Here is a 14,708-nt window from a genome sequence, read left to right on the forward strand (position 1 = left end):
CACTCCTTCAGAGACTTCGACATGATCAAGCCGCTTTCCGCCGCGATCGCCTGCATCCTGCTGCTGCCTGCCGCCGCCTGGGCGCAGCAGGTCGACGACGCCGACGAGCGCACCCGCGACCGCGATGCCGTGAACCTGGACCGCATGGTCGTGACCGGCACGCGCGTGGCCACCTCGATCGACAAGATTCCCGGCGCGATCAGTCTGGTGTCGCAGGAGCAGGTCGCGCACACGCTGGCGCTGACCGAGGACGCGACCGCGGTGCTAGCGCGCACGGTGCCCGGCTACGCCGAGTCCTCGCAGGCGATGAGCAATTCGGGCGAGACGCTGCGCGGCCGCATCGCGCTGCGCCTGTTCGACGGCATCCCGCAGGGCTCGCCGCTGCGCGAGGGCAATCGCAACGGCACGTTCACCGACATGGGCCTGGTCGGCCGCATCGAAGTCATCAATGGGCCGTCGGCGTCGGAAGGCATCGGCGCGGCCGGCGGCATCATCAACTACATCTCCAAGGTGCCGACGGTCGAAGGTCATGAGACCACGGTGGTCTCGCGCTACTCGACCCAGTCGGGCAGCGACAGCGCGGGCTGGAAGCTGGGCGTCAACCACGCCTACAAGAGCGATGACTTTGATGCCCTGCTCAGCGCCTCGTACATCGACCGTGGCATCTCCTACGATGGCAACGGCCGCCGCATCGGCATGAACACCAGCGGCTCGCTGGCCGATTCGGAATCGCGCAACCTTTACGCCAAGCTGGGCGCGAATTTCGGCGAAGGCGGTGTGCAGCGCCTGCAGCTGAGCCTGAGCGACTTCCGCATCGAGGGCAAAGGCAATTACAAGCAGGTCGAAGGCTGCCGCTACGATCCGGTCGACTGCCCGATTCCGAGCACCAACACTTCCGAGCGCGGCCAGATCGCAGGCGCGCTGACCGAGTTCAACGACTTCCAGCAGGCCGCGCTCAACTACAGCCACGGCGACCTGTTCGGCGGCACGTTCACCGCCGACATCTACTGGGCCGACCAGGCGATGCGCTACCTGCCCGAAGACGGCGACGACCGCCAGCTGGTGAAGGTCGACGACAACTTCGACGAGAGCCAGCGCATCTACGACCAGTCGGAGATCGTGTCCAAGAAGCGCGGTCTGCGCACCAGCTGGACCCGCGGCGATCTGTTCGGCGTGGCGGGCCTGCAGCTGCGCACCGGCGTCGACGTGGTCGAGGACGAAGCCGCGCAGCGGCTGGCGCTGACCCATCGCGTGTGGGTGCCGCCGATGGAGTACAGCAGCGTCGCGCCGTACGCGCAGCTGACCTGGGACGTGGGCCCGGTGACGATCAGCGGCGGCCTGCGCCGCGAGGACGGCGAGCTGCATGTTGACAGCTACACCACCACCGCCTACCGCAACAGCGTGTTCGTGCAGGGCGGCGGGCTGGAATACACCGAGACGATGAAGAACCTCGGTGCGATCTGGCGCATCACCGATACCTGGTCGGTGTTCGCGTCTTACGGCGAGGGCTTCGGCCTGGCCAACATCGGCATTCCGCTGCGCAACATCAACGTGCCGGGGCAGTCGGTCGACCGCATCGCCGATCTCGATCCGATCATCGTCACCAACAAGGAAGTCGGTTTCAACTGGCGCGGAGACTCGGCAGCGTTCGGTGCCTCCTACTACGACTCCAAGTCGCCGTTCGGCTCGACGCTGTCGGTCGATCCGGTCAGCAACGACTTCGTGATGGCGCGTGCGCCGGTGCGCATCCGTGGCTTCGAGGCCAACGGCGAGTACCGCTTCAATCCGCAGTGGAAGGTCTCGGGCATCTATTCGCGGATCCGCGGCAAGACCGCGTTCTGGGCCGAGGCGGCCGACGGCAGCTACGGCGCCGGTGGGCTCAACAAGCCGATGGGCGTGCTCGATGCCAACCCCGACAAGCTCGCGGTTTCGGTGACCTGGAACTTCGCCCCCGATGCCGACCTGACGCTGGGCGCGACCAAGCTGTTCGACCGCCATCTGTCGGGCAGCGACGTGCGCGAGTACGACGGTCAGGCCTTCAGCTACGAAGAGAACACCCAGGGCTACACCCTGGTCGACCTCGGCGTGAACTACGACACCGGCCGCTACGGCAAGCTCACGCTCGGCATCGAGAACCTGTTCGACAAGCAGTACATCCTCAGCTGGTCGCAGGTCCCCGGTTGGCAGAACTACTGGGCCGGTCGCGGGCGCATGGTGTCGCTGACCCATACGATCGCGTTCTGATCGAAACGAGGGCGGGGCGCAAGTCATGCGGGAGGTGCGGGTGCAGCGGGACACCAGGCGGCGGCCAGTCGCCGGCGCGCGACTCGGTGTCGTCTGGGTGGCCGCGCTGGCGCTGTTGGCGGCAGTCGCGCCGGTCTGGGCGGGCAGCGATGACGCCGCGCGCTGGCAGCCGCTCGACCGGTTCCTCGATGCCGCCGTGGCCGATGCCGGCTACGTCGGCGTCGTGGCGACGGTGTGGCAGGACGGCCGGCCGCCGCATACCCGCGTCGCCGGCCATCTGGATCTCGCCCAGCGCAGGCCGATGCGCGCCGATGCGATCTTCCGCCTCTACTCGATGACCAAGCCGGTGGTGTCGGTCGCGGTGCTGATGCTCTGTGACGACGGCAGGATCGGCCTCGACGACGACATCGCCCGGCATCTGCCCGAGTTCGCCGACCTGCGCGTGCTCGCGGCCGACGGCACGCGGCGCGCGCCGTCGGCCGCGCTGACCATCCGCCATCTGTTGACCCACACCAGCGGTATCGCGATTGGCGACGGCCCGGCGCTGGAACTGCGCGAGGCCGCCGACCTGCACGGTGCGCCCGATCTTGCCGGCTATGTGCAGCGGCTGGCGGCGTTGCCGCTGCAGCACGATCCGGGCACGACCTTCGCCTACGACGGCGCCGCGACCGAGGTGCTGGCGCGGCTGGTCGAGGTGATGTCGGGCCAATCGCTGGACACGTTCCTGCGCACGCGCCTGTTCCAGCCGCTGGACATGCCCGACACCGGCTTCGTGGTGCCGGCCGATGCGCGTGCACGCGTGGTCGACATCACCACGCTGGGCGACGACGGTCGCCTGCGACTGGCCGACGGCCCCAGCGCGACGACGCCAGGCGCCTCGCTCAATCCCTACACCAGTGGCGCCGGCGGGCTGTACTCGACCGCGGCCGACTATCTGCGGCTGTGCCGCATGCTGCTCGGCGGCGGTGCGCTCGACGGCCGCCGTTACCTGCGCGAAGAGACGGTCGCGGCGATGCTGCGCAACCAACTCGGCCACCTGGCGCAGCCGCATACGCAGTTCAGTCCGGCCGAAGGCTTCGGTCTGGGCCTGGCGGTGCAACTCGATCCGGCCGTGCGCGGGCGTCTCGGCGCCCCGGGCCAGGTCGGCTGGTCGGGCGCAGCCTCGACGCACTTCGTCATCGACCCCGCGCAGCATGCGATTGCGATCCTGCTCGCCCAGCATCTGCCGCGCGACGTTCCAGGCGACCTGCCGCGGCTGGCCACCCCGTTCTACAACCTCGTCCAGCAAGGGCTTTCGCATGAGTGAGTCGCCGGCCGCCGCTGCGGTCCTTGTCGCCGGTTCGGCCAACCTCGATTTCGTCGTGCGCGCAGCGCACATTCCGGCGCCCGGCGAGACCGTGCTCGGCCGCGATTTCCGCACCTTCCCCGGCGGCAAGGGCGCCAACCAGGCGTTCGCGGCCGCGCGTGCCGGCGCCGCGCCGACCCGGATGCTGCTGGCGCTGGGCGACGATGCGCATGCCCGCCCGCTGGAAGACTCGCTGCGCGCGGCCGGCGTGTCGTTGGCGATCCGCCGCCAGGCCGCGTTGCCGACCGGCGTGGCCTTCATCTGCCTGGCCGACGGCGCCGAGAACGCGATCACTGTTGCGCCGGGCGCGAATGCCGCGTTGACGCCGGATGACCTGCCTGCGCTGGACGGCGTGGGCTATCTGTTGCTGCAGCTCGAAACGCCGCTCGACAGCGTGGCCGCCTATGCCGCGCGTGCGCAGGCGGCCGGCGTGCGCGTCGTGCTCAACGCCGCACCGGCGCAGGCGTTGCCCGAGGCCTTGCTGCGCCTGGTCGACGTGCTGGTGGTCAACGAGGGCGAACTGGCGATGCTGGTCGGCGACGATGGCGACCTCGTCGCCGCGCTCGCGCGCCTGCCGGTGCCCTGCGCGGTGGCGACGCTGGGCGCGGCCGGCTGCCTGGCGCGCGAGGGCGAGGCCTTGCATCTGCAGCCGGCGTTTCCGGTCGAGGCGGTGGACACCACCGGCGCCGGCGACACCTTCTGCGGCGCGCTGGTCGCCGCGCTCGCCCGCGGCGACGCCTTGCCGGCCGCGCTGCGCGACGCGGCCGCCGCCGCGGCGCTGGCCTGTGGCGCGCTCGGCGCGCAATCGAGCGTACCGGCCCGCGCGCAGGTGCAGGCGTTGCTGGCCAGCGACGGCGATGCGCCCGGCCGCGCCGCGCTGGCCGCACGCTGCGGCCTGGCGCCCTGATCCCCCATTCTTTGACGAGACGCCCCCGATGACCTCCCCCTACGAGACGCTCGACGACGCCGACAGCGCCGACCACGGCCCGGCGCCGCTGCGCAGCGAGTACAAGTTCTCGCACGTCACCACCGGCCGCTACCTGCCCACGCCGGGCAAGGCGCCCGGCTGGCCGTTCGCCGATATCGGCGGCTGGATGATCGACGCCAACGAGAGCGCGGCCGACTGGCTGGCCGAACTGCGCGACTGGCGCCGCGAGCATCTGGTGCGCATCGGTTACGACGACGCCAACTACCGCCGGCCCGAGCTGCTGTGGGCGCAGCGCAATTTCGTGCATGCGCAGATGATGGTCGAGGACCGCTACTTCTACGACGCCGAGCGCGCCGAGTACACGGTCGACCGCTATCTCGACGATCTGATCGCGCGCTTCGGCGGCATCGATTCGGTGCTGATCTGGTATGTCTATCCCAACATCGGCATCGACGACCGCAACCAGTTCGACCTGGCGCACGATCTGCCCGGCGGACTCGACGGTCTGCGCCGTGCAGTGCAGGCGTTCCAGGCGCGCGGCGTGCGGGTGTTCCTGCCGGCCAAGCCTTGGGACCACGGCACCCGCGATCCGGGCACCAACCACTGGGAGGGCCTGGCGGAGATCGTTGCGGCGGTCGGCGCCGACGGCATCAATGGCGATACCTTCAACGGCGTGCCGCGCGCGTTCCTCGAGGCCTGTGAGCGCCATGGCCGGCCGGTCGTGCTGCAGCCCGAATCGACGATCAGCTCCGAAGAGCAGCTGATCTGGAACGTGCAGAGCTGGGGCAAGAAGGCGCCCGACGGTCCGGTGCCGCCGGTGTCGAAGTGGAAGTGGCTCGAGCCGCGGCACATGGTCAACTACGAGAACCGCTGGGGCCGCGACCGCACGCACGACCTGCAGTACTGCTTCTTCAACGGCATCGGCTACAACGCCTGGGAAAACATCTGGGGCATCTGGAACCAGTTTACCCCGCGCAATGCCGAAGTGCTGCGGCGCATCGCGACGATCTACCGTGCGTTCCCCGAGCTGGTGGTGAGCCTGGACTGGGTGCCGTATCAGCCCTGCCTGCAGCGCGGCGTGTTCGCCAGTCGTTTCCCGGGTGCGGACCGCACGCTGTGGACGCTGATCAACCGCCACGAATATCCGCTCGACGGCGAGCAACTCGCACTGCCGCACGTCGACGGCACCCGCTACTACGACCTGTGGCGCGGCCAGCCGATCGCGCCGCGCGTCATCGACGGCGAGGCGGTGATCGAGCTGCCGCTCGAGGGGCGCGGCTTCGGCGCGCTGCTGGCGCTGGCGCCGGGCGCCGACACCGAGGGTCTCGACGCGATCCTGGCCACGCTCGCCGCGCAGGCCAAGACGCCGATCGGCGCGCACTCGGCCGCCTGGCACCCGTTGCCGCAGGCCATCGTCGAGGTGGCGCCGACCGCGCCGCAGGCCGCCGCGCCCGAGGGCATGGTGACGATCCCCGGCGGCGAATTCCTGTTCCGCGTCGGCGGCGTCGAGATCGAGGGTTTCGACTGGGCGGGCCTGGACGTGCAGTACCCATGGGAAGCGTGCCCGCGCCGGCACCATCGTCGCCGGATGACGCTGGCCACGTTCCACATCGACCGCCATCCGGTGACCAATGCGCAGTTCGCGCGGTTCCTGGCCGACAGCGGCTACGCGCCGCGCGACGCGCACAATTTCCTGCGGCACTGGGTCGACGGTGCGCCGCGCCCGGGCTGGCAGAACAAGCCGGTGATCTGGGTGTCGCTGGAGGACGCGCGCGCCTACGCGCAGTGGGCCGGCAAGCGCCTGCCGCGCGAATGGGAGTGGCAGTACGCCGCGCAAGGCCACGATGGCCGCCGCTATCCCTGGGGCGACACCTGGCACGACACCTGCGTACCGCGGGTCAACCGCGGCCGCCGCCTGCTGCCGCCGGCCGATGTCGGCGCGCATCCGCAGGGCGCCTCGCCGTTCGGGGTCGAAGACCTGATCGGGCACGTCTGGCAATGGACCGACGAGTACATCGACACGCATACGCGCGCGGCGATCCTGCGCGGCGGCAGCAGCTACCAGCCGCAGACCTCGCACTGGTATTTCCCGCAGGCCTACCGGCTCGATCAGCACGGCAAGTACCTGCTGATGGCGCCGGGCAAGGACCGCTCTGGCACGGTGGGCTTCCGCTGCGTGGTCGATGCGGAGCGTGGGCATGGCTGAGCCGCTGGACATCGCCGCCGGCGACGCGCAGCGCCCGCCCGCGCCCGCCCAGGTGCGCTTGCGCGGCTTGCTGGGCGAGGCGCTGGAGGCCAATCGCCGCGGGCGCTTGTCGCATTTCGTCACCGGGCCCGACAGCCCGGCGATCGCGATCTTCGATCCGGCGCACCGCGCCGGCAACGAGGAGGGCGACTGGTACGGCGAGCACGCCGGCAAGTGGCTGGCGGCCGCGGCCAAGGCCGCCGCGCGCAGCGGCGACGCCGCGCTGGAAGACAGCGTGCGCGCCGTCGCGGCGTACCTGGCCCAGGTGCAGGAAAACGACGGCTACCTCGGCACCTATGCACCGCACCGGCGCTTCATGGTGCCGCAGCCACCCAAGCCCGAAAGCTGGAACGGCGAGCCGGCGCTGCGCACCTGGGACGTGTGGACGCACGCCTATCTGCTGCTGGGCCTGCTCGAGGTGTACCGGCGGTTCCCGGAGGCCGGCGCGTTGGAGACCGCGCGCCGGATCGGCCTGCTGTGCTGGCGCACGTTCTGCATCGAAGGCCTGGACATCACCACGGTCGGCAACCACCACGGCATGTCGGCGACGGTGCTGCTTGATCCGGTCATGGACCTGCACGCGGCGACCGGCGATGCGCGCTTCCTCGAACTGGCCCGGCGCATCCTCGCCCAGGCCGATGCCAATCCGCGGCTGGCATTGCTCGAGCGCGCGCTGGCCGGCGCCGATCCATCGGAGATCGCCACCGGCAAGGTCTACCAGCTGTGCTGGAACCTGGTCGGGCTGGCGAAGCTGGCGCGGGCGAGCGGCGATCCGCGCCATCGCCAGGTGCTCGATGCGCAGTGGCAGGCGATCCGCGACCATCACCTGAGCCTGGGTGGCGGCCCGTTCGGCGGCATCGGCCACCGCTCGCGCGAAGTGTTCAACCCCGCGTTCGTGTTCGACCCGCAGGCGTATGTCGAGACCTGCTCGATCCTCGCCTGGCTGCAACTCAATCGCGAACTGCTGGCGATCACCGGGCAAGCGCGGTACGCCGAGGAGATCGAGCGTACCGCCTACAACGACCTGCTCGGCGCGCAGGCGCCCGACGGCGAGGGCTGGTGCTATTACTCCTACGCCAACGGCCGCCGCATCCACACCAACTACTGGCGCTGCTGCAAGTCCAGCGGCGCGATGGCGATCGAGGAGCTGCCGGCGCTCGCGTATGCGACCGATGACGAGGGCGTCGTCGTCAACTTGCTGGGGCCGGGCGAGGCGACGTGCACGCTGCCCGGGTCGGGCGAGGTGACCGTCGTGCAGGACACGCGCTATCCATTCGACGGCGACATCGGCCTGCAACTGCGCCTGGCGCAGCCGGCGCATTTCGCGCTGCGCGTGCGCATCCCGGCCTGGGCGCAGGAGGCCACGCTCACCGTCGCCGGTGCGCCGTGGCCCGTGGTCGCTGGCGACTATGTGCGCATCGAGCGGACCTGGACCGATGGCGACGAGGTCGCGCTGACCCTGCCATTGCGTCCGCGCATCCACCGCCGCGTCTACCGCAACGTGCAGGAATCGCGCGCGCCCGACGGCTCGCCGGTGCGCCAGCAGGTGCTGCGTCAGGACTACATCGCCTTCGGCCGTGGCCCGCTGGTCTACGCGACCGGCTTGATCGACGGCTATCGCACCGCCGAGACCGTGCGCTTGCCCGACGACGATGCGCAGATCCGGATCGAGGAGCTGCCGCCTGCGGGCGACGGCGATGCGGCCGCGGTCGGCCTGCGTCTGCACCTGGCCGAGCGCGCGCCCATCGATTTCGCGCCCTACTACGGCATCGGCGAGCGCCGCGATCGCATCTGGCGCACCACCTGGCTCGGGCTGGCGCCGTCGGCCGACGGTGCCGATGCTGGCGATTGCGGCGCCCTTTGAATGCAGCGACGGATGCGCAAGCAAGTTTCTGTGGCGGGAGAACATAGGTCGGACGCATGGCTCGCGGCGCACGCGTCGCGCAGACTGCCCCGGACCTGCGCTGTCGCGTTGAATGGATATCGGACGAGATGACGGATTCCCCCTTCGCCCATGACCGCGGCGGCGCGCCCGGCCCGCTGAGCGGCATCCGCGTGCTGGACCTGAGCGCCTACATCGCCGGCCCCTACGGCTGTGCGCTGCTGGCCGACCAGGGCGCGGACGTGATCAAGGTCGAGCCGCCCGACGGCGACAACCTGCGCAACTACCCCTCCACGCTGGCCGCCGAGAGTCGTGCGTTTCTCGGCATCAACCGCAGCAAGCGCGGCGTCACCCTCAACCTCAAGGCCGAGGACGACCGCGCGGTGCTCTACCGGCTGGTGCGCGAGGCCGATGTGCTGGTGCACAACTTCCGGCCCGGCGTGCCCGAGCGGTTGGCGATCGACTTTCCGACGCTGTCGGCAATGAACCCGCGGCTGATCTACTGCGCGGTCACCGGCTACGGCGAGACCGGGCCGCTGAAGGACAAGGCCGGCTACGACCAGGTACTGCAGACGATGACCGGTATCTGCACGCTGCAGGGCAAGCGCGGCGGCCCGCCGGAGCTGGTCTACGGCTCGGTGGTGGACTACTACGCGGCCGCGCTGCTGGCGGCTGGCGTGTCGTCGGCCCTGTACGAACGCGAACGCAGTGGCGAAGGCCAGTTCGTCGGCGTCTCGCTGCTGCGCAGCGCGCTGGCGATGCAGTCTGCGCGCATGGTCTGGGCCGAAGGCGAGGCGCTCGACATCGGCCGCGACATGCGCTCGGGCGGGGTGACCGGGCTGCATCCCACGCGTTCGGGCTGGCTCTATATTTCGGCCAATACACCGCGGTTCTGGCAGGCGCTGTGTGCGCTGACCGGGCTCGAAGCGCTGGCCGCCGACCCGCGCTACGACAGCGTGCGCAAGCGCGCCGAGCATGCCGATCAGATCCTGCCGCAGTTGCACGCGGCGCTGGCCGCGCGCGATGCGCTGGACTGGGAGACGCGCTTCGGCGATGCGGTGCCGTGCGCGGCGGCGCGCGCGGTCGAGGACATGTTCGAGCATCCGCAGGTGCTGGCCGAGGGCATCGTCACCACGATCCCGCATCCGACCCTGGGCAGCTACCGCGGCGTCGCCCAGGCGATCCGCTTCGGACGCACGCCGGGGCCCGCTCCGTTCGCCGCGCCCACGCTGGGCCAGCACTCCGATGCGGTCAGGGTGGCCCTGGACGCCGGTGGACGCGACAATGGCGATTCCGCCTGAGCGGCGGTCCACGTCCCAACCCGAGGTGTCCATGTCCGCTGCCGCATCCAAGCTCGACCAACTGCGCACGATGTCTGTCGTCGTCGCCGACACCGGCGATGCCGACGCGATCGCGCGGCTCAAGCCGGTCGACTGCACGACCAACCCGACGCTGGTGCGCAAGGCGCTGGACCTGCCGATCTATGCCGAGCTGATCGAGCGTGAGCTCGAGCGCGCACGAAGGATCGACGGCGATCCCGACGCGTTGGTCCGGCAGGTCGTCGACCGGCTGACGATCGGCGTCGGCCGCAAGCTCGCCGGCCTGGTGCCGGGCCGGGTGTCGACCGAGGTCGATGCCGACCTGTCGCACGACACCGAGGCCACGCTCGCCAAAGCGCGCCAGTTCATCGACATGTACGAGGATGCCGGCGTCGGCCGCGAGCGCGTGCTGATCAAGATCGCCGCGACCTGGGAAGGCATCCGCGCCGCGCAGCAGCTGCAGCGCGAGGACATCGACTGCAACCTCACGCTGATCTTCAACCGCAGCCAGGCGATCGCCTGCGCCGAGGCCGGCGTGTTCCTGATCTCGCCGTTCGTCGGCCGCATCCTCGACTGGCATGTCGCGCGCGGCGAGGTGCCGGCGACGATCGACGACGATCCGGGCGTGCGCTTCGTGCGCGACGTCTACACCGAGTTCAAGCGTCGCGGCTCGCCCACCGTGGTGATGGGCGCTTCGTTCCGCTCGACCGCGCAGATCGAGGCGCTGGCCGGCTGCGACCGGCTGACGATCTCGCCCGACCTGCTCGAAGCGCTGGATGCCGAGCACGGCCCGCTGGCGCGCGCGCTGACGCCGGGCAAGGGCGATGGCCGGATCGACCCGCCGGTCGACGCCGAGCGCTTCGCGCGCGACCTCAAGGCCGATGCGATGGCCGATGAAAAGCTGCGCGACGGCATCGCCGCGTTCGCCAAGGATCTCGCCGCGCTGCGCCAGACGATCGCCCAGCGGCTGCAGGCCGGCTGAGATGCGTATCCGGCGCGCCGTGGGCGTGCTGGTGGCGCTGCTGGTCGCCGGTTGCGCCGGCGGCCCGCGGTCCACCGCAGCCGCGCCGGTCGTCGTGCCCGAGCACCGCCCGGGCGTCAGTGTCGGTTACCTCGATGCGCCCGGCTTCGACAGCCGCGCGTTGCTGCCCGCGCCGCCCGCGCCGGATTCGGCCGCGCGGGCCCTCGACGAGGCCATCGCCACCCGCGCACTGGCGCTGCGCGAGACCCCGCGCTGGCAGCAGGCGGCGATCGATGCCGACCTCGACTTCCCGCAGGCGGTCGACCTCTACGCCTGCGCGCTCGGCGTGCCGATCGACACGACCCACACCCCGCACCTGGTGCGGCTGCTGCGGCGCAGCCTCGCCGACGCCGCGATCGACGGCCGCGCCGCCAAGCTGCACTGGCAGCGCCGTCGGCCGTTCCTGGCCAATGGCGCGCCGATCTGCACGCCGGACGATGCCGCGCACCTGCGCGACAGCGGCTCGTATCCGTCGGGCCACACCGCGATCGGTTGGACCTGGGCGCTGGCGCTGACCGCCATCGCGCCCGACCGCGCCGATCCGCTGCTGCAGCGCGGGCGCAGCTTCGGCGAGAGCCGACTGGTCTGCAATGTGCACTGGTACAGCGACATCGTGCAGGGCCAGGTGGTGGGCGCGGCGACGTTCGCGCGGCTGCAGGCCGAACCGGCGTTCCTGGCCGACCTGGCGGCGGCGCGCACCGAAGTCGCCGCCCAGCGCGCACGCGGTGCGCAGCCCGAGGGCTGCGACGCGCAGACCGCCGCGCTGCGCCTGTCGCCGTTGCCGGCCGCCGACGACCGCTGAGCCCGGCTTACTGCGCGACAATGGCCGCGCGATGACCACGACGCCTGCCCCCGATCCCGATCCCGATCCGCGGCCCGAGCCGCCCGAAGCCCCGCTGCCCAGCGACTGCTGCGACAGCGGCTGCCCGATCTGCGTCTACGATCTGTACGCCGACGCGATGGCCGACTACCGCGCCCGGCTGGCCGCGTGGCGCGCGCGGCATCCGGGGGCTGACTGACGTCGGTCTTTGCCGGGATTGGCTTGAAAGGGGGAGACGCTGGATGACCAAGCGCTGGGTCGGCGTGGGCGCGCCGCGCGTGGCGCTCGCCGTGCCGTTGTTCGATGACCGCGCCAGGACGGTGGCGAACCTGGTCGATCTCATCGCCCACGAAGGCTTCCACATGGCGGGATTCTTCTCGGGAGATGGGTTGACCGCTGGCGATGAGCGCAAGGCGTATTACGCAGGCCTGTGCGCACAATTGGCCGTGCGGGGCGAGATCCATATGAATTCGCTCCCGGGTGCAGTCATTGAAGGGGTGGACGATTCGATGGTCACGGCGTCTTCGGGGGCTGCCTATCGGGTGAGGCGGGAGTTCGCGAAATTCTTTGAAGACGACAAGCGCATCGTGCAGTCCGAGGCCGGCGCCGCGGTGATCAAGCGCTGCGAGGCGGTGCTCGGTCTTACGTGGAACAGCTGACGTCACCGATCCCAGTCAGAGCGGCCGACTGACTCATGCGGCTGCGCTTACGCAACCACGTCGAAGCGCGCGGCGTGACGGGCCAGGAACGCGTCGGCTTCGGCGCGCAGCCAGGTACCGACGGCGGCGACGGCCGGCGTGTGTGCGGTACCGGGTGCGGCCAGCAGCCGGAAGTCGTGGCCGTCGAGTGCAGGGCCGAACGGGATCTGCAGCACGCCGTCTTCCAGCGCGTCGGCGACCAGGGCGACGCTCGCCAGTGCGATGCCCTGACCGGCGATCGCGGCCTGGATCGCATGCGCTTCGTCCGAGAACCCGAGTTCGCCGCCGTGCGTATCCGGCAGGCCGGCGGCGCGGCACCAGCGCGGCCAGTCGGGGGTGTGGGCGTCCTGTAATCGCCAGGCGTAACGCAGCCGCGGCACGGTTGCCAGCGCGCGTGTGCCGGCCAGCGCCAGGCTGGGGGCGCAGACCGGAATGAACCGTCCGGGCAGCAGCGGCCAGGCCTCGACCTGTGGACCCGGTACGGGGCCGTAGCGGATCGCCAGGTCCGCGCCGCCGGCGGCCAACCGGACCGGGTCGTCGGCCGCGTGCAGGTGCAGGTCGATCTCGGGCGCCGCGGCGGCGAGCGCGGGCAGGCGCGGCAGCAGCCAGCGTGCGGCGAAGCCTCGGGTCGTGCTCAGCGTTACGGCGGGCCGGCGCGTCTGCCGTTGCAGGTCGGCGACGGCGGCGGCGATGCCGTCGAAGCCGCCACGCACGCTCGGGTACAGGCGTTGCCCGGCTTCGGTCAGCCGCACCTGACGCACCTGTCGTGCGAACAGCCGCAGGCCCAGCCAGTCTTCGAGCTGGCGGATGCGATGACTGACGGCCGTGGGCGTCAGCGACAACTCCTCGGCCGCGGCCTTGAAGCTCTGTCGCCGCGCGGCGGCCTCGAACGCGCGCAGCGCGCTCAGCGGGGGCAGACGGGCGGGACGCGTGTGCATGAGCGCAATTCATCCATTGGACGAGAAAACATCGTTTGTCGGGGTTCCGGTTGGCGCCAATCATGCCGGTGTGCCTCGGCGCGCATTCTCTCCCATGTTCGACAGGTGAATCATGCTCAGCTTACTCCATCTCGATGGCAGTGCCCGTCCCGGTTGCTCGGGCGAGGTCCCGCACGGCTCCCACACCCGCCGGCTCGGCGCCCGCTTCGTCGCGCGCTGGCGGCAGCGCCGCCCTGGCGATCGCATCGTCTATCGCGATCTCGGCCTGACGCCGCCGACGCATGTCGACGGTCACTGGATCCATGCCGCGTTCACGCCGCCGGCGCAACGCGCGCCGTGGATGATCGAGCGACTGGCGCAGAGCGATGCGCTGATCGACGAACTGCTCGACAGCCCGCTCGTGGTGATGGGGGTGCCGATGTACAACTTCGGCATGCCGGCGCCGGTCAAGGCCTGGATCGACAACATCGTGCGCGTGGGCCGCACCTTCGGTTTCGATCGCGCGCGCACCGGCGCGCCGTACTGGCCGATGCTCGCCGATCAGGGCCGCCGCGCCGTGCTGCTGGGCGCGCGCGGCGATCACGGCTATGACCCCGGCGGTCGCAACGCCGGCGACAACCTGGTCGAGCAGGGCGTCATGACGCCGTTGCGCTACATGGGCATCACCGCGTTCGACCGGGTCGCGGTGGAGTACGACGAGTTCGCCGATGCCCGGCTGGCGGCGTCGATCGCGTGCGCCGAGGCCGCGGTCGATGCGCTGGTCGATCGCCTGGCCGATGAGGCCGATGCGCGGGAGACGGCCGCCGAGGCGATGCCCGCTTGACCGCCCGTGCGGTCGGGGCTACCGTGTCGCCGCCAAGGTTCATCTCTTCATGCGAATGAAGCGATGATTAAAAGGGAAGCCGGTGCGCCGCGATGCGGCAATTCCGGCGCTGCCCCGCAGCGGTAATTGGAAACGACCCCCGTCAATGCACTGGCGCCCGTCCGGGCCGGGAAGCGACGGACAGTAGGCCCGCCACCTCGCAGGTGGCCCGTCCATGAGCCCGAAGACCTGCCTTGGCCGTCCGCGTCGACAGGTGCGGACGTACGACCTGGGGCCTCCGCGGGGAGGTGCACGGGCATCGCGCCGCGCATGTCGCGGCCGGTCCCGCACGTCCGCACGCAGGCCCCGGTTCGCCCGAGGGGGCGAAGGTCGGCCGTGTGGCAGGCGGGCGCGCGCAGGCGCGGCGCACACCATGCGGACCCTTCGTTCCTCAATCCCACGCATT

At 70.8% G+C, this 14,708-nt stretch carries 12 protein-coding genes and 1 riboswitch; of the genes, 11 read left to right on the top strand and 1 reads right to left on the bottom strand.

Features of this window, described 5'->3' with window-relative positions:
* Window positions 1-21 precede the first annotated feature (21 nt).
* The 10 genes from MNO14_RS00830 to MNO14_RS00875 all read left to right on the top strand — a co-directional run bounded on the left by MNO14_RS00830 (window position 22) and on the right by MNO14_RS00875 (window position 12,463).
* Window positions 22-2,244: a TonB-dependent receptor gene (locus tag MNO14_RS00830; protein ID WP_241944930.1), complete on the top strand. Its 2,223-nt coding sequence runs from the start codon at window positions 22-24 to the stop codon at window positions 2,242-2,244.
* Between the two features lie 40 nt (window positions 2,245-2,284).
* Window positions 2,285-3,550 carry a serine hydrolase domain-containing protein gene (locus MNO14_RS00835; RefSeq protein ID WP_241944931.1) on the top strand — a complete coding sequence of 422 codons (1,266 nt, stop codon included), beginning with the start codon at window positions 2,285-2,287 and terminating at the stop codon, window positions 3,548-3,550.
* Window positions 3,543-4,496, top strand: coding sequence for a PfkB family carbohydrate kinase (locus tag MNO14_RS00840; RefSeq protein ID WP_241944932.1), 954 nt, complete (start codon window positions 3,543-3,545; stop codon window positions 4,494-4,496). The genes MNO14_RS00835 and MNO14_RS00840 overlap by 8 nt, the downstream gene beginning before the upstream one ends.
* A gap of 28 nt (window positions 4,497-4,524) precedes the next feature.
* On the top strand, window positions 4,525-6,723 hold the full coding sequence (locus MNO14_RS00845) for an SUMF1/EgtB/PvdO family nonheme iron enzyme (RefSeq protein ID WP_241944933.1): 2,199 nt from the start codon (window positions 4,525-4,527) through the stop codon (window positions 6,721-6,723).
* Entirely contained in the window at window positions 6,716-8,626 is a 1,911-nt protein-coding gene (locus MNO14_RS00850; protein WP_241944934.1) for a beta-L-arabinofuranosidase domain-containing protein, read from the top strand. The genes MNO14_RS00845 and MNO14_RS00850 overlap by 8 nt, the downstream gene beginning before the upstream one ends.
* A gap of 128 nt (window positions 8,627-8,754) precedes the next feature.
* Window positions 8,755-9,945 (top strand): CoA transferase, encoded by a 1,191-nt coding sequence (locus tag MNO14_RS00855; protein ID WP_241944935.1) that lies wholly within the window; start codon window positions 8,755-8,757, stop codon window positions 9,943-9,945.
* 31 nt (window positions 9,946-9,976) lie between these two features.
* The gene (locus MNO14_RS00860; RefSeq protein ID WP_241944936.1) at window positions 9,977-10,945 is read left to right on the top strand and encodes a transaldolase; all 969 of its coding nucleotides are present in this window, start codon (window positions 9,977-9,979) and stop codon (window positions 10,943-10,945) included.
* A 1-nt stretch (window position 10,946) separates the two neighbouring features.
* On the top strand, window positions 10,947-11,786 hold the full coding sequence (locus MNO14_RS00865) for a phosphatase PAP2 family protein (protein WP_241944937.1): 840 nt from the start codon (window positions 10,947-10,949) through the stop codon (window positions 11,784-11,786).
* Between the two features lie 31 nt (window positions 11,787-11,817).
* Window positions 11,818-12,003 (top strand): oxidoreductase-like domain-containing protein, encoded by a 186-nt coding sequence (locus tag MNO14_RS00870; RefSeq protein WP_241944938.1) that lies wholly within the window; start codon window positions 11,818-11,820, stop codon window positions 12,001-12,003.
* Window positions 12,004-12,046: 43 nt separating this feature from the next.
* A complete protein-coding gene (locus tag MNO14_RS00875) occupies window positions 12,047-12,463 on the top strand; it encodes a hypothetical protein (protein WP_241944939.1) in 417 nt (138 codons plus the stop codon).
* A 47-nt stretch (window positions 12,464-12,510) separates the two neighbouring features.
* On the opposite strand, the gene MNO14_RS00880 is transcribed toward MNO14_RS00875, so the two are convergent.
* Window positions 12,511-13,440: a LysR substrate-binding domain-containing protein gene (locus tag MNO14_RS00880; protein ID WP_241944940.1), complete on the bottom strand. Its 930-nt coding sequence runs from the start codon at window positions 13,438-13,440 to the stop codon at window positions 12,511-12,513.
* 112 nt (window positions 13,441-13,552) lie between these two features.
* Here MNO14_RS00880 and MNO14_RS00885 point away from each other — a divergent pair, with 112 nt between their 5' ends.
* Window positions 13,553-14,263: an NAD(P)H-dependent oxidoreductase gene (locus tag MNO14_RS00885; RefSeq protein ID WP_241944941.1), complete on the top strand. Its 711-nt coding sequence runs from the start codon at window positions 13,553-13,555 to the stop codon at window positions 14,261-14,263.
* Window positions 14,264-14,281: 18 nt separating this feature from the next.
* Window positions 14,282-14,514: riboswitch (cobalamin riboswitch) on the top strand.
* The last annotated feature ends 194 nt before the right edge of the window (window positions 14,515-14,708 follow it).

It is taken from the genome of Luteimonas sp. S4-F44, assembly GCF_022637415.1.
Lineage (GTDB): Bacteria > Pseudomonadota > Gammaproteobacteria > Xanthomonadales > Xanthomonadaceae > Luteimonas.